The organism is Streptomyces marispadix (assembly GCF_022524345.1).
Lineage (GTDB): Bacteria > Actinomycetota > Actinomycetes > Streptomycetales > Streptomycetaceae > Streptomyces > Streptomyces marispadix.
Map to the genome: position 1 here is coordinate 1,695,256 of NZ_JAKWJU010000002.1, position 20,046 is coordinate 1,715,301.

Annotated in this window: 12 protein-coding genes and 1 pseudogene; 3 read left to right on the forward strand and 10 right to left on the reverse strand. The window is 71.4% G+C overall.

Going from position 1 to position 20,046, the window contains the following annotated elements; all coding sequences use genetic code 11:
- Positions 1-2: 2 nt before the first annotated feature.
- Positions 3-2,087 (reverse strand): SpoIIE family protein phosphatase, encoded by a 2,085-nt coding sequence (locus tag MMA15_RS07300; RefSeq protein ID WP_372498201.1) that lies wholly within the window; start codon positions 2,085-2,087, stop codon positions 3-5.
- Positions 2,088-2,548: 461 nt separating this feature from the next.
- On the opposite strand from MMA15_RS07300, the gene MMA15_RS07305 reads away from it, so the two are divergent.
- Positions 2,549-3,223 (forward strand): response regulator, encoded by a 675-nt coding sequence (locus MMA15_RS07305; RefSeq protein WP_241063061.1) that lies wholly within the window; start codon positions 2,549-2,551, stop codon positions 3,221-3,223.
- A gap of 79 nt (positions 3,224-3,302) precedes the next feature.
- Here the strand turns inward: MMA15_RS07305 and MMA15_RS07310 are convergent, their stop codons facing one another.
- Together MMA15_RS07310 and lepA are read right to left on the reverse strand one after the other, a co-directional pair.
- Positions 3,303-5,222, reverse strand: a complete 1,920-nt coding sequence (locus MMA15_RS07310) for an AMP-dependent synthetase/ligase (RefSeq protein WP_241058287.1) — start codon at positions 5,220-5,222, stop codon at positions 3,303-3,305.
- Between the two features lie 273 nt (positions 5,223-5,495).
- On the reverse strand, positions 5,496-7,373 hold the full coding sequence (gene lepA, locus MMA15_RS07315) for a translation elongation factor 4 (RefSeq protein WP_241058288.1): 1,878 nt from the start codon (positions 7,371-7,373) through the stop codon (positions 5,496-5,498).
- A gap of 437 nt (positions 7,374-7,810) precedes the next feature.
- On the opposite strand from lepA, the gene rpsT reads away from it, so the two are divergent.
- The gene (gene rpsT, locus MMA15_RS07320; RefSeq protein ID WP_241058289.1) at positions 7,811-8,077 is read left to right on the forward strand and encodes a 30S ribosomal protein S20; all 267 of its coding nucleotides are present in this window, start codon (positions 7,811-7,813) and stop codon (positions 8,075-8,077) included.
- 414 nt (positions 8,078-8,491) lie between these two features.
- Here rpsT and holA read toward each other — a convergent pair whose 3' ends face one another.
- A complete protein-coding gene (gene holA, locus MMA15_RS07325) occupies positions 8,492-9,484 on the reverse strand; it encodes a DNA polymerase III subunit delta (RefSeq protein WP_241058290.1) in 993 nt (330 codons plus the stop codon).
- A 267-nt stretch (positions 9,485-9,751) separates the two neighbouring features.
- Between holA and MMA15_RS28435 the strand changes: the two are divergent.
- Positions 9,752-9,937 (forward strand): annotated as a pseudogene (locus MMA15_RS28435) (hypothetical protein); the annotation flags it as partial.
- A 281-nt stretch (positions 9,938-10,218) separates the two neighbouring features.
- Here the strand turns inward: MMA15_RS28435 and MMA15_RS07335 are convergent.
- From MMA15_RS07335 to leuS, 6 genes are all read right to left on the reverse strand, one after another.
- Positions 10,219-13,326: a ComEC/Rec2 family competence protein gene (locus MMA15_RS07335; protein WP_241058291.1), complete on the reverse strand. Its 3,108-nt coding sequence runs from the start codon at positions 13,324-13,326 to the stop codon at positions 10,219-10,221.
- Complete coding sequence (locus MMA15_RS07340; protein WP_308290519.1) at positions 13,323-14,171, reverse strand: ComEA family DNA-binding protein; 849 nt, start codon at positions 14,169-14,171, stop codon at positions 13,323-13,325. Before MMA15_RS07340 ends, MMA15_RS07335 begins: the two co-directional genes overlap by 4 nt.
- A gap of 509 nt (positions 14,172-14,680) precedes the next feature.
- Entirely contained in the window at positions 14,681-14,806 is a 126-nt protein-coding gene (locus MMA15_RS27825; RefSeq protein WP_277400075.1) for a hypothetical protein, read from the reverse strand.
- 161 nt (positions 14,807-14,967) lie between these two features.
- Positions 14,968-15,852, reverse strand: a complete 885-nt coding sequence (locus MMA15_RS07345) for a DegV family protein (RefSeq protein WP_241058293.1) — start codon at positions 15,850-15,852, stop codon at positions 14,968-14,970.
- A 20-nt stretch (positions 15,853-15,872) separates the two neighbouring features.
- A complete protein-coding gene (locus MMA15_RS07350) occupies positions 15,873-16,631 on the reverse strand; it encodes a hypothetical protein (RefSeq protein ID WP_241058294.1) in 759 nt (252 codons plus the stop codon).
- Positions 16,632-16,947: 316 nt separating this feature from the next.
- Positions 16,948-19,821, reverse strand: coding sequence for a leucine--tRNA ligase (gene leuS, locus MMA15_RS07355; RefSeq protein WP_241058296.1), 2,874 nt, complete (start codon positions 19,819-19,821; stop codon positions 16,948-16,950).
- Positions 19,822-20,046: the final 225 nt, after the last annotated feature.

Below are 20,046 nucleotides of genomic sequence, written 5' to 3' on the forward strand. Positions count from 1 at the left end.
GGTCAGTCCGGCTTCGCGCGGAGCACGAGGAGCGCCAGATCGTCGGCCGCCGCGCCGTCGCCGAACTCGTGGACGGTGCGGCGGATCTTCTCCGCCGTCTGTGCCGCGTCGAGTCCGCCGCAGTCGCCGAACACCGCCGCCAGGCCGTCGTCGTCGTCGAACTGCCGCTCCCCGCAGCGGCGTTCGGTGACACCGTCCGTAACGCAAAGCAGCGTCTCGCCGGGCTCCAGTACGACGCTCTGGCTCTCGTAGGAGACGTCCTCCTCGACGCCCAGGAGGAGTTGGGGCTCCGCGGCGGCCCGTACCTTGCCGGCGGCGTCACGCACCAGCGGCAGCGGATGACCGGCGCATACCAGAGTGCACATGCTGCCGCCGCCCTCGGAGGCGGGTCGCGGCGTCAACTCGCCGTAGATCATGGACAGAAAGCGGGTCTGCTCCCCCACTTCGCGGTTGAGCCGGTCCATGACCTCGGGGACGCTGTAGCCCTCCCGGGCCAGCAACCGCAGCACGGGGCGGGCGAGACCGGTCACGACGGCCGCCTCGGGGCCGTTGCCGCACACGTCTCCGAGCGCGAACCGCCAGCGCCCGCCGGTCCCTTCGAAGAAGTCGTAGAAGTCGCCGCCCGCCCAGGAGCCCTCACCCGCGGGCTCGTAGACGACGGCGGACTCCACCCCGGGCACGGCGACGTCGCCGGACGGCAGCAGCCCGCGCTGAAGCACGCGGCTGATGGTGGCCTGACGCGTGTAGCGGCGCGCGGAGAGCACCGCCTGGGCGACCCGGCGGGCGAAGTCCTCGACGATGCCGACGACTTCGCCGGGGATGCGGATGAGTCCGGCCCGTCCGATGACGAGCGTGCCGACGGTCCGCTCACCGACGACGAGGCGGCAGCCGACGGCCGCGCCGCCCGGCCCGTACGCGGACGCCCTGCCGGGCCAGGCCCAGGGGACGGCCTTGCCGCGCGGTACGCGGCCTTCCAGCTCCGGCGGGGTCCTCCTCAGCTCGGCGCGCAGCTCGTCGGTCCGCTCCTCCTGTGTGTGCCATACGCGCGACAGCCGCATCGGCTCGGCGGCGTCCGCGTCGGCGAGCCATACGGCACACCAGTCGGCGAAGCGCGGCACCAGCAACTGGCAGGCCAGGGAGGCGACTCGGTCCTCGTCGGTCTGTCCGGCGAGCAGATCGGACGCCTCGGCGAGGAAGGAGAGGATGCCGTGGTCGATCCAGTCGGGGTCGTGGCGGCGTATGCCGGGCGCCGGGCGCTGCGCGGTCGGCGCGAGGCTCCCGGTGAGGCTGCCGCGGGGGCCGGTCCCCGGCGGCCGGGGCGACACGGGGTCGCGCTCGTGCTGCGCGTGCTCCCGCGCCTGCCGGGTGGCCGGGTCCGCGGGCGCCGCGGTCCCGGTGGGCGAACTCGCCGCGTCCGCACCGGAGTCCGCGACGACGGGCGGCGCTCCGAGCACGATCTCCTCGGGGCCGGTCGCCTCGGGTCCGGTCGCCAGGCGGAACCAGACGGTCTTGCCGTAGCGCCGGTAGGTCACGCCCCACTCGTCGGCGAGCGCCGCCACCAGCCGCAGACCGTGCCCCTGACGGCCCCGGGCGCCGCCGTGCTCCTCGTCGTGGCCCCGGCCGCCCGCGCCGCCGTCGACGGCACCGCTCCCGCCGTCGCCCGCAGTACCGGACTCGACGGGCCTCGTGGGGTGCCCGTCCGCGACCTCGACGACGACCGCGCCCTCCGAGCGGCGGCACTCCAGCCCTACCGAGGTGCCCGCGTGCACGACCGCGTTCGTCACCAACTCGCTTGCCAGCAGCGTCACATCGTCCGCCGGGCCATGCGGGACCTCCCAGCCGCGCAGTGCCGTACGTACGAACTCGCGTGCCGCGGAGGGCGCCTGGGCGTTTCCCGCCAACGACGCCCGTACGAGGGCGTGTTCGGCGGCACCGGCGCTTCCGGCCGGGCCCGCGTCGCCCACCGGGGCACCGGCCGAAACGGACGCACGACGGTCCGCGCCGTCGTCCTCTCCGGCGGTCTCGTCCCCCGCCTCGCGGAGGTCCCCCCACCGCGTCGTCGACGTCCCCACAGTGCCTGCCCCCACCACTTCTACGACTACTCCCCACAGGATTATCGCAAGGGTGACAGACTGAGCTGATCCATATGCGCCGGGTGACGAAACCGATGAGGCGGCACTGCCATGAGTGGTGAAGTATCCCGACTTCCGGTAAGCGCCCCGGAGTTCGGGGCGAGCGCGGGGGCGTACGCCCGCCCGCCTCGTGTGTTCCGTGCGACGGGAGCCGCGCGCTCCCCGCGCGCCCTCACCTGCGAGCGCACCACGACGCCGGGGTCGGCCGCCTGCGTCACCCGCCCTCGGCCCCTCGGCGCACCACCGGCTGCGAGCACCGGCCGGCGCATCTGGACGGGCTCCGTAGCCGGAGTCGGCACGCTGCTGGAGAGACCGCCGGTCTCAAGTACGGAGGGGCTGTGATGACACCCCGGCAGGACGAACCCCGCATACCGCGCCCGTCGTACGCGGACCCGCCCGAGGAGGCGGGCGTTCTCATGGTCGACGACCGCGAGGACAATCTGCTGGCACTCGAAGCCGTCCTCGGCACGCTGGACGTGCCGCTGGTACGGGCGATGTCCGGCGAGGAGGCCATGAAGGCGCTGCTGCGGCAGGACTTCGCCGTCATCCTGCTGGATGTGCTGATGCCCGGCATGGACGGCTTCGAGACGGCGAGCCACATCAAACGCCTCGACCAGACACGTGACGTGCCGATCATCTTTCTGACCGGGGCGGAGTCGGCGTCCGAGGCGGGCTATGCCTTCCGGGGCTATGCGACGGGCGCGGCGGACTACGTCACCAAGCCGTTCGACCCGTGGATGCTGCGCTCGAAGGTGTCCGTCTTCCTCGAACTGCACCGCAAGAACCAGCAGTTGCAGCGGCTGCTGGCCGGGGAACGCGACAGGCTGGGCGAGTTCGCGCGGCGCCTGGAGGCCGTGGAACGCCACCTCGCACAGCGCCCGCCGGGCGCCACGGACGGACCGGAGACCGAGGACCGGCCGGAAACCCAGGACCGGCCGGAAACCCAGGACGGGCCGGGGCCGAAGGACGCGGACGCAGACGCCGGCCCCGGAGCGCCCGCCGCACCCGCCGTCCCCGATGCCGCCGAACTGGCCCGGCGCATCGCGGAGTTGGCCGACGCCTTGCGGGACCTGCGCGACGGGCTGCCCTGACGCACGAGGCCCGTGCGCCACCCCTGTGGGTGCCGCACGGGCCTTCAGTCCGTGCCGCTCGCCGGGCCGCGAGCGCCGCTCAGGCTTCGCGCGTCCCCGCGTACATCTCCTCGATGAGGTGCCCGAACTCCCGCTCCACGACCGGCCTCTTGAGCTTGAGGCTGGGCGTCAGCTCGCCGTGCTCCACATCCAGGTCGCGAGGCAGCACCCGGAACTTCTTTATCGTCTGCCAGCGCTGGAGCGTGCCGTTCAGCTCCTCGACGTAGCCGTCGACCATCTGCCGCACCTCGTCACTGGTGACGACGTCCGCATACGGCTTGCCCTTGAGCGTCTCCTGCTCCTCCGCCCACGCCGTGAGGCTCACCTCGTCCAGGGCGATCAGCGCGGTGCAGAAGTTGCGGTCGGCGCCGTGCACGAGGATGTTGGAGACGTACGGGCACAGGGCCTTGAACTGGCCCTCGACCTCGGCCGGAGCGATGTACTTGCCGCCGGAGGTCTTGATCAGGTCCTTCTTGCGGTCGGTGATCCGCAGATAGCCGTCCTCGGACAGCTCGCCGATGTCGCCGGTGTGGAACCAGCCGTCGGACTCCAGGACTTCGGCCGTCTTCTCCGGCAGCCCGTGGTAGCCCTCCATGATGCCGGGGCCGCGCAGCAGGATCTCGCCGTCCTCCGCGATACGGACCTCGGTGCCGGCGAGCGGCTTGCCGACGGTGCCGGTGCGGTACGCCTCGCCCGGGTTGACGAAGCTCGCCGCGGAGGACTCGGTGAGCCCGTAGCCCTCCAGGATGTGGATTCCGGCGCCGGAGAAGAAGTAGCCGATGTCGGGCGCGAGAGCAGCCGAGCCGGAGACGCAGGCGCGCAGCTTGCCGCCGAACGCCTCGCGGAGCTTGGCGTAGACGAGCCGGTCGGCGACGGCGTGCTTGGCCTTCAGGCCGGCGGGCGCGGTCGCGTTGCCGGTACGGCGGAAGTTCTCCTGAGTGACCTTGGCGTACTCGCGGGCGACCCCGGCCGCCCACTGGAAGATCTTGTACTTGGCGGCGCCTCCGGCCTTCGCCTTGTTGGCGACGCCGTTGTAGACCTTCTCGAAGATGCGGGGCACGGCTGCCATGTAAGTGGGCTGCACGACCGGCAGATTCTCGATGATCTTGTCGATGCGGCCGTCGACGGCCGTCACATGGCCGACCTCGATCTGGCCCGCGGTGAGGACCTTGCCGAAGACGTGGGCCAGCGGCAGCCACAGGTACTGCACGTCCTCGCTCGTCACCAGGCCCGACTGTGCGATCGCCTTCGCCATGTACGCCCAGCAGTCGTGCCGCAGCCGCACGCCCTTGGGCTTGCCGGTGGTGCCCGAGGTGTAGATGAGCGTGGCGAGCTGGTCGGAACGCAGCGCCGCCACCGTGTTCTTGACGGCCTCGGAGTCCTCCAGCAGACGGTCGCTGCCGCGCCTGGTCAGCTCTGCGAGGCTGATCACCCAGCCCTCGGGGTCGCCGTGCTCGGGGCCCGTACCGGAGGGGACTCCGTCCTCGGACTCGTCACCGGCGTCGATGAGGACGACGTGCTTGAGGTTGGGCAGCTCCGCGCGGCGCTGCCGTACCTTCTCCAACTGCTCGACGTCCTCGGCGATCAGCACACGGCTGTCGGAGTCGGCGAGGATGTAGGCGGTCTCCTCGACGTTCGTACTCGGGTAGACCGTGGTGGTGGCGGCGCCCGCGCACAGGATTCCGAGGTCGGCGAGAATCCAGTCGACCCGGGTGTTGGAGGCGATGGCCACGCGCTCCTCGGGCACGACGCCGAGGGTCATCAGTCCCGCGGCGATGCCGAAGACGCGCTGAGCGGCCTGCCCCCAGGTGTAACTGCGCCAGTCGTCCGGGCCCTCGCCCGCGGCGGACGGCACCGGATAGCGGTAGGCCTCGGCGTCCGGGGTGGCCTCGACCCGCTCCAGGAAGAGTGTCGCCACGGAGGGCGGCCGGTTTTCGATCAGGGGTTGTGTGTCGCTCACGACATCCTCCGCTGGCCCGCACCTTAGGTCGGTGTGATTTGCGTGGGGTGGGTGGTGGGGGTGAGTTCTTGTTGACTCACGAGTAACTAGAAGCAGCGGCCAGCCTAGAGGCCGTTGCCGCCCAACGTAAGGGGGCTGTCGGCCGGAACCCCCCGATCACCTCGCGATCGTCACAGGCTCCCCAGGAAACACAGAGAGACGGGCCGCGAACGACCCGTCTCACCCTGTATCTGAAGCTTTTCCGGGCCGCTCAAGTAGCCCTTTCGTTATTTTTCACTTCTTCGCTTTGGCGCCGTCGGCCCCGGTGCCTCCGCCGTCGGTGGACAGCGCCGCGATGAACGCCTCCTGCGGCACCTCGACACGGCCCACCACCTTCATCCGCTTCTTGCCTTCCTTCTGCTTCTCCAGCAGCTTCCGCTTACGGGAGATGTCACCGCCGTAGCACTTGGCGAGCACGTCCTTGCGGATCGCGCGCACCGTCTCACGGGCGATGACACGGGCACCGATCGCGGCCTGAATGGGCACCTCGAACTGCTGCCGCGGAATCAGCTCGCGCAGCTTGTTCGCCATGCGGGAGCCGTAGGAGTACGCCTTGTCCTTGTGGACGATCGCGGAGAACGCGTCCACCTGGTCGCCCTGGAGCAGGATGTCAACCTTGACCAGATCGGCGGCCTGCTCCCCCGTGGGCTCGTAGTCGAGCGAGGCATAGCCGCGGGTGCGGGACTTCAGCGCGTCGAAGAAGTCGAAGACGATCTCCGCGAGAGGCAGCGTGTAGCGAAGCTCCACACGGTCCTCGGAGAGATAGTCCATGCCCTGGAGACCGCCGCGCCGCGACTGGCACAACTCCATGATCGCGCCCACGAATTCACTGGGCGCGATGAGCGTCGCCCGTACGACCGGCTCATGCACCTTGTCGATCTTGCCGCTGGGGAACTCGCTCGGATTGGTGACGACATGCTCGCTGCCGTCCTCCATCTCCACCCGGTAGACGACGTTCGGAGCGGTCGCGATCAGATCGAGGCCGAACTCCCGCTCCAGACGGGCCCGGATGACCTCCAGGTGCAGCAGCCCGAGGAAACCCACGCGGAAGCCGAAACCCAGCGCGACGGAGTTCTCCGGCTCATACGTCAGCGCCGCGTCGTTGAGCTGAAGCTTGTCCAACGCGTCGCGCAGCTCCGGATAGTCCGAGCCGTCCAGCGGATACAGCCCGGAGAACACCATGGGCTTGGGGTCCTTGTAGCCGGGCAGCGCCTGCTCGGCGCCCTTGGCGAGACTCGTGACGGTGTCGCCGACCTTGGACTGGCGCACGTCCTTCACACCGGTGATCAGATAGCCGACCTCGCCGACCGCGAGACCGTCGGCGGCCGTCATCTCCGGAGAGTTCGTGCCGATCTCCAGCAGCTCGTGGGTCGCCCCGGTCGACATCATCCTGATCCGCTCGCGCCTGCCGAGCTGCCCGTCGACGACCTTGATGTACGTGACGACGCCGCGATACGCGTCGTAGACCGAGTCGAAGATCATCGCGCGTGCGGGGGCGTCCGCCACTCCCACCGGCTGAGGCACCTGCCGCACCACCTCGTCCAGCAGCTCCTCCACGCCCTCACCGGTCTTCGCCGAGACCTTCAGCACGTCCTCCGGCTCGCAGCCGATGAGATGGGCGAGCTCCGCCGCGAACTTCTCGGGCTGCGCCGCCGGCAGGTCGATCTTGTTGAGCACCGGGATGATCGTGAGGTCGTGCTCCATCGCCAGATAGAGATTGGCGAGAGTCTGCGCCTCGATGCCCTGCGCCGCGTCGACCAGCAGAATGCAGCCCTCACAGGCGGCGAGGGAGCGGGACACCTCGTAGGTGAAGTCGACATGGCCCGGGGTGTCGATCATGTTCAGGATGTACGGGGTGTCCTTGGCCTCCGTAGGAGCCCAAGGCATCCGCACCGCCTGCGACTTGATCGTGATGCCGCGCTCACGCTCGATGTCCATGCGGTCGAGGTACTGGGCACGCATCAGCCGGTCCTCGACGATGCCGGTGAGCTGGAGCATGCGGTCGGCGAGCGTCGACTTGCCGTGGTCGATGTGCGCGATGATGCAGAAGTTACGGATCAGCGCCGGGTCGGTGCGGCTCGGCTCCGGCACGTTCGAAGGGGTCGCGGGCACGCAGTGTCCTGTCGGGTCTGTCGGTCGGGTCGGCGGAGGGCCTCTGCCGGGAAGAGCCCCGAAAGCTTCGGGATCCGAGACGTGACTCGGGATCCAGGAGGCACTCCGGGACGCGCTTCGGGAAGCTCTCGTACGAATTCGCAGCCCCCATGGTCCCATGCGCCCGCGGTACGGACCGGATTGGGAGGCCAGGGGGCCTGCTGGTAGCCTGACCGACTGTGCCTCGTGCGCTCTGCGCGCCTCCCGGACCGCGATCCCAGTCGGGTACGGGCCGGGAGCGAATCGAGAACGGCCGGGAACGGACCCCGTCGAACGGGCCCGTAGCGACCGTGAACGGACCGGGAGAACACCGGTAGCGGGCCGTGATCCACCGCCCGCGGCGGAAGCTCACGACGGCATGGAAGGCATCATCACCGAACCCGTAAAGGCTCTTTTTCGTGGCGAACATCAAGTCCCAGATCAAGCGGATCAGGACCAACGAGAAGGCGCGTCAGCGCAACAAGGCGGTCAAGTCGGAGATCAAGACGGCGATCCGCCGCACTCACGAGGCCGTCGCGGCCGGCGACGAGGCGAAGGCCAGCGAGGCCCAGCGCGCCGCCAGCCGCAAGCTCGACAAGGCCGTCAGCAAGGGCGTGCTGCACAAGAACAACGCGGCGAACAAGAAGTCCGCGCTCGCCAAGCGCGTCCTCAGCCTCAAGGGCTGACCGCCCCCTCCGCCGGTGCGGGTCCCACGGGCCCTCTCACTCCGTTCCGTACCGGCCCACTCACGGCGTGAGTTCACGCCGTGGGCCACGCGCCGCACGCGGCCTGCGTTCGCCACGCGGGTGCGGCGCGGAAGATCGCGAGATCGCTTCGCAGTCCCGCGAAGGACACAGCAGGACTCAGGACACAGAACGACGAAGGCCCCGCAGCGCGCTCCCCGGCGCCTGCGGGGTTTTTGAGTCCGGGGAGTAGAGGGCTTCGAGCCTGGGGCTGGGGCTTGCGGGGGTGTCGTCCTGGGACTGCAATGCCGGACTTCAGCGCGCGATGAGGGTGGGGGCGGCGTTCAGTGGGGGCCGTTGAGCGGGCCCTGTTCAGTGGGGCGGCGTTCAGGGGGCGCGCGGTTCAGCGGGCGCGATTCAGCGGGAGCGGGCGGCTTTCGCCACCGCGATCACGGCCTGCTCCAAGGCGTACTCCGGGTCGTCACCGCCGCCCTTCACCGCCTCGTCGGCCGCCGCCACGGCACGCAGCGCGGAAGACACGCCGTCCGCGGACCAGCCCCGCATCTGCTGCCGCACCCTGTCGATCTTCCATGGCGGCATGCCCAGTTCACGGGCGAGATCGCCGGGACGCATGCCACGAGGCGCGGATGCGAGCTTGCCGATGCTCCTCACGCCCTGAGCGAGGGCGCTCGTGATCAGCACCGGGGCGACGCCCGTCGTCATGGCCCAGCGAAGAGTCTCCAGCGCCTCGGCCGCACGCCCCTCCACCGCACGGTCCGCGACGGCGAAACCCGAAGCCTCCGCCCGGCCGGTGTAGTAGCGCCCGACCACGGCGTCGTCGATGGTGCCCTCGACGTCCGCGACAAGTTGGGAACAGGCGGAGGACAGCTCACGAAGATCGCTGCCGACCGCGTCCACGAGCGCCTGGCATGCCTCCGGCGTCGCCGACCTGCCCAGCCCCCGGAACTCCCCCCGTACGAACGCGAGCCGATCCGCCGGTTTGGTGAGCTTGGCGCAGGCGACCTCACGCGCACCTGCCTTGCGTGCGGCGTCGAGCAGCCCCTTGCCCTTGGCGCCGCCCGCGTGCAGCAGCACGAGCGTGATCTCCTCGGCGGGCGCACCCAGATAGGACTTCACGTCCTTGACCGAATCCGCCGACAGATCCTGCGAGTTGTGGACCGCGACGACCTTGCGCTCGGCGAAGAGGGACGGGCTGGTCAGCTCCGCCAGCGTGCCCGGCTGAAGATCCGCCGCGGCCAGCTCACGCACATCCGTGTCCGGGTCGGCCGCGCGGGCGGCGGCGACCACCCGCCGCACCGCCCGCTCCAGCAGCAGCTCCTCCTGCCCCACCGCGAGGGTCACGGGGGCCAGCGGGTCGTCCGTCGTCGTGTTCTTCCGCGTACCAGCCATCGCGACCAGCATCCCACGCCGCACCGACACCTCGGCCTGGCGCAGAATGCCGGTGTGACGGACGTACGACACATCCTGGTGCTGCCCGACCGCGACTCGGCCGAGGAGGTCGCCGAGGAGCTGAAACACCGCTACGAGCTGGCGCGACGCGGGGACGGGTCGGCACAGCGCGGGGACGAATCGGCACGACGCGATGATGAGCCGGTACGACGCGACGAAGGGCCGGTACTAGGCGACGAAGTGCTATACCCGGAGCCGCAGGACGAAGGCCCTTACCCGGAGCCGCAGTTGGTGCGGGAGGCACTCGCCGGAGAGGACGACGCGGAGGACGCCCAGTGGCTGGTCGTCCTGGAGTACCCCGCTCACGCCACTCACCTTCGCGGGGCGCCCTGGGACCCGGAGTCGCTGGACGCGCTAGCGGGGGAGTACGACGGCTGGCTGGAACGGGACTGAGGGCTCCGGGGCCCCTCCCCCCCCCACCCCCTCCCCCTCACCTCGCGGCCCTCGGCCCCGCTCCAGCCCCCCCCGCCCCGGTCGATCGGACCCTTGTGCCCCGCATAGGCGGCAGGACGTCCCGGAAGCCTCGACAGTCAGCTACTACGGACCGCCCGGTGGCCACCGGCACCCCGACCTGGCCACCGCTCTACGGTCCCCAGGGGCCCTGGGCCGCACGGAGGTGCACAGGTACGCGCGAGGCCGTCAACGGGGAGCCGGAGCCCCAACTCGCGGACGGCTCACGGAGGTTCACCGGACGCAGGCCCCATGGGAGCCGGGCGTTCGCTCACCACGGTGGGATCGTCCACCGCCGGGCGGCCCCCGGGCCCCGTACGGGGGTGCGTACCACCCGTGACCGCGAGCGCGCCGTCGCGATCGGTACGGCGGACGACGGCGCCCGACGCGCTGAGCGCGGTAACCGTACGCGGAGCCGGATGTCCATAGGGATTGTCCGCACCGCAACTGATCAGGGCGATGCGCGGGCGCAGCCGTTCCAGCAGCCGCGGGTCCTGGTACGCCGAACCGTGGTGGGCGACCTTCAGCACGTCCACCTGGGGCAGTGCCGGGTAGGCGCTCAACAGCCCGCTCTGAGCGTCCGGTTCGAGGTCCCCGGGCAGCAGCAGCGACAGGCCGCCCGTGTGGAAGAGCAGCGTGACGCTGGCGTCGTTGGCGCCCTCGGGCCGCCCTCCCGTTCCGATGACTCCCGGGCCCTGGGACCGCGGGGGTCCCTGGGACTGCGGGAGTCCCGTAGATCCGGCATCGCCCGTAGATCCGGAGTCGCTGGCAGCTCCGCGGGCGCTGCCAGGTCCCGTCTCGCCCGGGGGTCCTGAGACCCCTGGCCAGAGCGCCTGCCAGGACAGCTCCCCAGTGCGGCGCCGCTCCCCGGCCATGGCCGCGGTGACGGGAACTCCGGCCCGCCGCGCCGTACGACGTACGAACTCCGCCTGTCCGGGCGGCTCTTGGAGCGTCGTCGTCTGGATCGCCCCGACGTTCCGCCCTTTCAGCACGCCTGGCAGCCCGGCGACGTGGTCCGCGTGGAAGTGCGTCAGCACCAGCAGCGGCACGGAGTCCACACCGAGGGCACGCAAGCACCGGTCGACTGCCTGCGGGTCAGGGCCCGCGTCGACGACAACGGCCGTGTGTGCCCTGCCCGTTGCGAGCGCGAGGGCGTCGCCCTGCCCTACGTCGCAGGCCACGAGCCGCCAGTCCGGCGGCGGCCAGCCCGTCAGCGGCCGTACGAGCGGAACCGGCCGGACCACGGCCAGCAGCAGAAGCACCGCGAACGCCGCGCTCAGCCAGGGCCGTCCCAGCAGTGACGTCAGCCGCGTGGCACCGGCCAGCAGCAGTACGGCGGCCGTGAGGGCGGCGAGCAGCAGCGCGCCCGTCCAGCCACCGGGCCAGCCGATCTCCGCCCCCGGGAGGCCGGCCCCGGTGCGGGCGAGCCAGGCGATCGCTTCGGCGGGCCAACTCGCCAGCCACGCCAGGCACTTGGCGAGCGGCATCGCGAAGGGCGCCACCGTGAGGACCGCGAAGCCCAGCACGGTCGCGGGTGCCACCGCGAACTCGGCCAGCAGATTGCACGGTACGGCGACGAGGCTGACATGTGATGCCAGCACCACCACTACCGGTGCGCACACCACCTGCGCGGCCATGGCTGCGGCCAGCGCCTCCGCGAGGCGCCCGTTGACGCCCCGGCGGCGCAGGGCGGCGCTCCAGCGCGGAGCGAGCGTGAGCAGCGCTCCGGTGGCGAGCACCGACAGCAGGAAGCCGAAGTCAAGTGCGAGCCAAGGGTCGGTGAGCACGAGGAGCAGCACCGCGGCGGCCAGTGCTGGCAGCAGCGAGCGGCGCCGCCCGGTGACCAGGGCGAGCAGGGCGATCAGTCCGCATGCCGCCGCTCTCATGACGCTCGGCTCCGAGCGGCAGACGACGACGAACGCGAGGGTGAGCAGCGCTCCCAGCACGGCCGTGCCACGCAGTGGGATGCCCAGTCGCGGGGCGAGTCCTCGGCGCTCTGCGAGATGCGCCGTGCCCGGCGGCCCGATGAGCACCGCCAGGATGATCACGAGGTTGGCTCCGCTGACAGCCAGCAGATGCGTCATGTCCGTGGCGCGGAAGGCCTCTTCGAGGTCGGGGCGCAGCCGGGAGGTGTCGCCCACGACGAGGCCCGGCAGCAGGCCGCGTGCGTCCCCGCCCAGTCCGGCGGTCGCCTCCCGCAGTCCTGCGCGTAGGACGCCCGCGCCGCGCTGGAGCGCGGTCGGCTCCCGGACCACTGGTGGCCGGCCGTCCGCGCGCAGCCGAACCACGGCGGCGATGTCCTGCCCGTACCCCTTGCGCAGGGGAGCCGTCAGCCGGGCCTCGGCCTTCAGCCCGGTGGAGGGCAGCAGCCGCTGCCAACTTGCCGACTGCGCCCCCTCCCGCTGCTGTGCGACGACCAGTACCGGCGCCCGCACGGCACGGTCGACGGGCCCCGCACGTCCGTTGGCGTCCACGGGTCGGGATCGCGAGGTGACGTGGGTGACCTCGGCGCGGAAGAGCAGCGCATCGGGCAGCTGTTGTGAACCGAGAACGCGTGGCCGTGACCGTCGTGGGTCCTCGTCGACGGTCAACTCCACGGTCGCCGACGCATGTTGCTCCGCGAGGCGGGGCACGGGTCCGCGTCGCAGATCGGCCGCGTGCAGCGCCGCGACGGCCGCGCCGGTAGCCGCGCACAACAGTGCGGCAGCGGCCGTGAGGAGCACGGGCGCCTTCGGGCGCGGCAGCGAGCGGGCGTGGGCCGGGGACGCGGGCGCGAGTGCGGACGGCGATGAGCGCTCAGGCGTCGGCGGCGGGTGTGCGGGTGAACGGCGCCCGGGGCCGTACCGGTTGGCGAGGTTCGCGTCCTCGCTGCACGAACCAGGGGACCGGGTACGGCGTCCCGCAAGGTCCTGCCCGGGGGCCCGGCCGCCGAGCGTGGAGAGCCCGGCGGGCGGTCCGGCCATGCTGGGGCGCCTCGCGCCCCGGGCCCGTAGGAGCAGCACGGCAGCAGCCGCCACGGACGCGGCGATCCCCACCAGGGCCGCCCGCCCCGTCGTGCCCAGCGCCAGCGCAGCACCGGCCCAAGCTGCCAGCGCGAGCGGCACAAGCCGCAGGTCGGGGGCCTCCTCCCTGGCAGCGTGCCCGCGCATGGGCGGGCCCGACGCCGCAAGCGCGGCTCCCTCGCGCACAGCCGACGTGCGTCCCCTGGAGCCTTCGGCCCCGTGCCCCGCGGGGCCTTCTTCCTCGGGCCGTGCAGAGCTTTCTCCGCCGGGCCCGTCGACCCTGATGGCATCGGCGCCCCGCTCCCTGTCAGGGCCCGGCCGCGAGGTCATGGGCTCACCTTCGGTTCGAGGTCGGCGAAGCGGCTGTCGCCGATGCCGTCGACCTCCTTGAGCTGACTGACCGAGGTGAAGCCGCCGTGCTCCTCGCGGTACTCCACGATGTGCTGTGCGAGCACCGGGCCTACCCCTGGCAGCGTCTCCAGCTCTCCCACCGTGGCGGAGCTGAGGCTCACCGGCGCCCCCTGTGCGGCTCCCCCCGGCGCTTCGGCGGCTGCCGTCCCACTGCCCGAACTCGCGCCTCCGCCGGGGCCGTTGGCTCCTCTCCCGGCACCGCTCCCCGCAGACGGGGCTCCCGGTGTCCGCCTCCCGGCGACGATCTGCTCACCGTCGACGATGCGACGGGCGCGGTTCAGCCCGCTGACATCCGTGCCGGGGCGGACTCCTCCAGCCGCGCGGAGGGCGTCGGCGACCCTCGCCCCGGTCGGCAACTTGTAGATGCCCGGCTTGCGCACCTTGCCCCCGACGTCCACCACCAGCCGCCTGCCCTGGAGCCGACCGGCGCCGCTCCCCGCACCGGCAGGGCTCCCGGCATCGCCAGGCTCCCCCGCGGCCGCCTCCTCGGGGGCACGCTCCACAGCCGGGGCCTTCACCGCTTCGGGTCGCCCCGTCCAGAAGTGATGGACGGCGAACCCGACGGCTACGACGAGCACTACGGCGAGCGCCAGCAAGGTCCTGGGCTCGATGCCGCAGCGCAACTGCACCCACAGCGGCAGCCGTTCCGCCAGTGCGAGCCAGCTCCGCCGTCCCGCCGCCGCAGACATGCGGGGACCCGGATCGGCGCCCTCCGGCGGCCCGCCAACTTCCAGCTCGGTACGGCCGATTGGCGCCGGTGCCACCGAAGCACCGCCCGCCGAAGCACCGGCCGCCGAAGCACCGCCCACCGAGGCACCGGCTGTCGCGCCCCCGCCCGTCGAAGCTCCGTACGTCGCCGCGTGCGCCGCGCCGTCCCGGCTCTTGAGGCCGTCCGCCGCCCCCGCCCCGGCCTCATGGAACGCATTCGTCCCCCGCGACGCAGCGCGCCGCTCGCGTCCGCGGCGTACGGCAGCTCTCGCACTGGCAACGGCGGCGGCACGCGGAAGGACCGGCGCCCCGGCCATGCCTCGCGTGTCCTCCGGGCGAGCCGCCTCGTCGGCGCCGAGCAGCAACGTCGCGCGCTCCCCCGGCAGTCGGCCCTCTTCGTATGGGCTCCCCGAACCGGCGCGGGGCACTGCACGGCGCCCGCGCACCACCCGCGAAGGGTGACCCGGCGGCCCGCCCCGCGCACGTGCAGAACGCGGCCCCACACCTGCACCCGCACGAAGGCCCGTACCCGCACGCTGCCCGGCACGGAACCCTGGACCACGTCTCAGCCGACGTCCCGACCGCCCTCGCGGATCGTGAAGGAGACGTTGGCCGTGATGACCGTGATGGCCATGACGGCGACCCCCACCGCCCGTATGCGAAGCGCCACTGCCGCCACCGCCACCACCACGGCCAGGGACGCCCTCGTCGTGATGCCGGTCAGTGCGGCGCCGGTGGGGAACGGAACGGGATCGAGTGCTCATGCCGACCGACGTTAAAGACGATCAGGCGCTCCATGTGATCTTGCTCGATTCCTGTGGAGGAGCGCTCAGTTGTGGATATCGCCGCCACTCATTTCAGCGATACGACGGTCCCCAGCAGCCCCGGCCCCGTGTGTGCGCCGATCACCGCTCCCACCTCGCTGACGTGCAACTCGCCCAGCCTCGGCACCCGTTCACGCAGGTGCTGCGCGAGCTGGTCGGCGCGCTCCTGCGCCGCGAGATGATGCACGGCGATGTCGACGTCGGCGTCTCCCGCGCGCTCCACCACGATCTCCTCCAGCCGCGCGATCGCCTTCGACGCCGTCCGTACCTTCTCCAGCATCTCGATGCGCCCGTCGGCCAGTTGCAGCAGCGGCTTGACGGCGAGGGCCGAGCCGAGGAGCTTCTGCGCGGCACCGATGCGCCCGCCGCGGCGCAGATAGTCGAGGGTGTCGACGTAGAAGTAGGCGGAGATCCCCTCGGCCCGCTTCTCCGCGGCGGCGACGGCCTCCTCCAGCGAGCCGCCCCCCTCGGCCGTACGGGCCGCCTCCAGGACGCAGAACCCCAGGGCCATGGCCACCACTCCGCTGTCGACGACCCGTACCGGCACCGGAGCGTCACGCGCGGCGAGGACCGCCGCGTCGTACGTACCGGAGATCTCGCTGGACAGATGAAGCGAGACCACGCCCTCCGCGCCCGCTTGTGCCGCCGCACGGTAGCGCTCCGCGAAGACCGCGGGGCTGGGCCGGGACGTCGTCACCGCGCGCCGCTCGCGCAGCGCCTCGGCCAGCGACCTCGCGGAGATCTCCGTGCCCTCCTCCAGCGCCCTGTCGCCGAGCACCACGGTCAGCGGGACCACGTCGATCCGGTGCTGTGCCAGCGCTGACTGCGGAAGGTAGGCCGTGGAATCGGTGACGATCGCGACCTGGGAGGACGCGCCCGGTGAGGATGCGGCGCGGGAGGTGGTGCGGGACATGGAGGGAGGCTACCGCCGTCTCAGGAGGCGCTTCGCGGACGGCCCTTCTCGAAACCGGGCACACCACGCGGCACTTCGCTCCGGTCCGTCGCCGATCCGGGCGCCGAGTCGCCCATGGTCCCCATACGGCCGCCGTCCGGGGCCCTGTCCGTCTCGCGGCCCTCGATCTCATGGCCCTCGACCCCATGGCCTGCGCCCTGGACCGATGCCGCGCCTCCGACCGATCCCGGCCGTTCGCCGTGCCAGTGACGCAGCGCCCCCGACTCGATCTCGATCTGCTCGCGCAGCGGGGCCAGCCCCTCCGCGTCGAGCCTGCTGGCACGGTCCTGCGCCGCGAAGCGCAGCGAGTCCGCTGACTCCTTGATCGTCGCGACGCGTTCCCGCAGCTCAGGCAGGAGGGAACGCGCACGGGCCTTGTCCGGCTCGCGGTCCATCAGCAGGCGCATCTCGCCGTCTAGCTGCCGTGCGTGCTCGTGAAGGCGGTTGAGCAGGCCGAGTGCTTCCTGAAGGGAAGGGTCGCGGGTGACGTCCGACTCCAGGGCGCGGCGTGTGCCGTCGATGGACGAGCGCAGTTCCAGCCGCTGGCGGGCCAGCTCGCCCACCGGCCCCGGCTGGGCGCTCCTGGCGCGCAGCGCCGTCTCCTCGACGGTGCGCCGTACCTGTGTGCCCGTGCGCTCGACGCCCCGCTGCACCGCCCGCACCGTACGTACCGCGACGAAGACGCCGAGGACCACGGACAGAACGAAGAACAGCGCCAGTACGCCGATGACGAATTCCACGAGCGAGCCCCTTCGTCCGTCCGCCTCAAGCCGTCGTTCTCCAGCCTAAACGGACCTGCGGGACCGTTCGTTCCAGAAGATCCCGGCCTTACCCCGCACTCGCCCCGTAAGGGTCGCCCGCGGCACGCGGCGAGGGCCGGACGGGACGGGCTCGGACCCGTGCGGCGAGGACGGCACCGATGCCGAACGACGACGGCATGACGGCCGGAGCGAGGACGGAGTGAGGACGGCATGAGGACGGCATGAGGACGGCATGAGGACGGCCGGGACCGTTCGCCGGTCCCGGCCGTCTGCCGCCGCTGCTTGGTGAAGGCCCTCAGCCCGGTACGACGTTCACCAGCTTCGGCGCCCGCACGATCACCTTCCGGATGCCCGCGCCGTTCAGCGCCCCGACGATCGCGGGCTCGGCCAGCGCCAGCGCCTCCAGGTCGGCCTCCGAGATCGAAGGGGAGACCTCCAGCCGGGCCCTGACCTTGCCCTTGACCTGCACCACGCACGTCACGGTCTCCTCGACCAGGTACGCGGGGTCGGCGACGGGGAAGTCCTCGTAGACGACGGTCTCCTCGTGACCCAGGCGCCGCCACAGCTCTTCCGCGACGTGCGGAGCCAGCGGCGCGATCAGCAGCAGCATCCGCTCGGCCACCGAACGCGGCACCTCACGCACCTTGGTGACGTGGTTGTTCAGCTCGGTGATCTTCGCGATGGCGGTGTTGAACCGCAGCGCCGCCATGTCCTGTGTGACGCCGTCGATCGCCTTGTGCAGCGCCCGCAGCGTCTCCTCGTCCGGCTCGGTGTCGACGACGGTGACCTCGCCGGTCGTCTCGTCGACGACGTTGCGCCACAGCCGTTGCAGCAGCCGGTACTGGCCGACGACCGCGCGGGTGTCCCAGGGCCGTGAGACGTCCAGCGGGCCCATCGCCATCTCGTACAGGCGCAGCGTGTCCGCGCCGTACTCGGCGCAGATCTCGTCCGGAGTGACCGCGTTCTTCAGGGACTTGCCCATCTTCCCCAGCAGCCTGCTGACCCGCTCGCCGTTGTGGAAGTACGCGCCGTCCCGCTCCTCCACCTCCGCCGCCGGTACGGCGATGCCCCGGCTGTCGCGGTAGACGTATGCCTGGATCATGCCCTGGTTGTACAGCTTGTGGAACGGCTCGGCCGACGAGACGTGACCCAGGTCGTAGAGCACCTTCGACCAGAAACGCGCGTACAGCAGGTGCAGCACGGCGTGTTCGGCGCCTCCCACGTACAGGTCGACGCCGCCGTGCGGAATGCCCTCCCGGGGTCCCATCCAGTAGCGCTCGACGCCGGGGTCGACCAGACGTTCACTGTTGTGCGGGTCCAGATAGCGCAGCTCGTACCAGCACGAACCCGCCCAGTTGGGCATGGTGTTGGTCTCGCGGCGGAAGCGCCGCGGCCCCTTGCCGTCGCCCAGGTCCAGAGTGACGTTGACCCATTCCTCGTTGCGCGACAGCGGCGTCTCGGGGACGGTGTCGGCGTCGTCCGGCTCGAAGGTGCGCGGCGAGTAGTCGTCGACCTCGGGCAGTTGCAGCGGCAGCATCGACTCGGGCAGCGAGTGTGCGACTCCGTCCTCGTCGTAGAGGATGGGGAACGGCTCGCCCCAGTAGCGCTGGCGGCTGAACAGCCAGTCACGCAGCCGGTAGTTGACGGTGCCGGCGCCGATGCCCTCGCTCTCCAGCCACTCGGTCATCCGCGCCTTGGCGTCGGTGACGCCCAGGCCGTCCAGACTGACGGCGTCCGACGCGGAGTTGACGATCTTCGCGTCGTACGAGACGAACGCGTCGTCCCACGTGGCCGGGTCCGTGCCCCTGCCGTCGGACGGCTCCACCACGCAGCGCATCGGCAGTTCGAAGGCGCGGGCGAAGGCGAAGTCGCGGTGGTCGTGGGCGGGTACGGCCATGATGGCGCCCGTGCCGTACCCCATCAGCACGTAGTCGGCGATGAAGACGGGCACGCGCTCGCCGCTGACGGGGTTGGTCGCGTAAGCGCCGGTGAAGACGCCCGTCTTGTCCTTCGCCTCGGCCTGCCGCTCGACGTCGGACTTGGCTGCCGCCTGCGCCCGGTACGCCGCCACGGCAGTGGCGGGGTCGGCGTGACCGCCCGTCCACACCTCGTGGGTGCCTTCGGGCCACTCGACGGGCACCACGTCGTCGACCAGGGGGTGTTCGGGAGCGAGCACCATGTACGTCGCCCCGAACAGGGTGTCCTGGCGGGTGGTGAAGACCTCGATCCGGTCGTCGCCCAGCGGGAAGTCGATCCGGGCGCCCTCGCTGCGGCCGATCCAGTTGCGCTGCTGGAGCTTGATCGCCTCCGGCCAGTCCAGGCCCTCCAGGTCGGACAGCAGCCGGTCCGCGTAGGCGGTGATGCGCATGTTCCACTGGCGCAGCTTCGCCTTGAAGACCGGGTAGTTGCCGCGTTCGGAGCGGCCCTCCGCCGTGACCTCCTCGTTCGCCAGTACGGTGCCCAGGCCCGGGCACCAGTTGACGGGGGCGTCGGAGGCGTAGGCCAGCCGGTACTCGCCCAGGACCTCGGCCCGCTGTACGGAGTTCAACTCCTCCCAGCGCCCGAATCCTTCGGGTGTCTCACGCTCGCCCGACTCGAACTGCCCGACCAGTTCGTCGATCGGACGTGCCCGCTCGGCCTCCTGGTCGTACCAGGAGTTGAAGATCTGGAGGAAGATCCACTGGGTCCACTTGTAGTAGTCCGGGTCGATCGTGGCGAAGGCGCGGCGCTGGTCGTGGCCCAGGCCCAGGCGGCGGAGCTGCGCCTTCATCTGGACGATGTTCGCCTCGGTCGAGCTGCGCGGATGCGTGCCCGTCTGCACGGCGTACTGCTCGGCGGGCAGCCCGAAGGCGTCGAAGCCGAGGGTGTGCAGGACGTTGTGCCCCGTCATCCGCTGGAAGCGGGCGAAGACGTCGGTGGCGATGTAACCCAGCGGGTGCCCCACGTGCAGGCCCGCGCCCGAGGGGTAGGGAAACATGTCCATGATGAACTTCTTGGGCCTGGCGACGGTCGCGGGGTCGCCGGACAGGTCGCCGTCGCCTGGGTTCGGCGCCTCGTATGTGCCCTGCTTGTCCCAGAAGTCCTGCCAGCGCGCCTCGATGTCGGCGGCCAGTGCCGCCGTGTAGCGATGGGGAGCCGCGCTCTCCGCGGCAGTCGTCGTCTCGGTCATCGTCCTCAAAGCTCCATCGGTCGTCCCTGCCGAGCACAAATGAAAAATCCCCTCGCACAGGAGGGGACGCCGCGCCGATTCCGGTCCGTCTCGCCCGGGACCGGGACTGATCAGCGCGGCCGGCTAAGCAGAAGGCGTACGGCACGCATGCGGTCAGGGTACCGCAAGGGCGACGGCCCTTCGCACGGGGATTTCCCCACCTGTGCGGTGGCGGGGGACATGCCT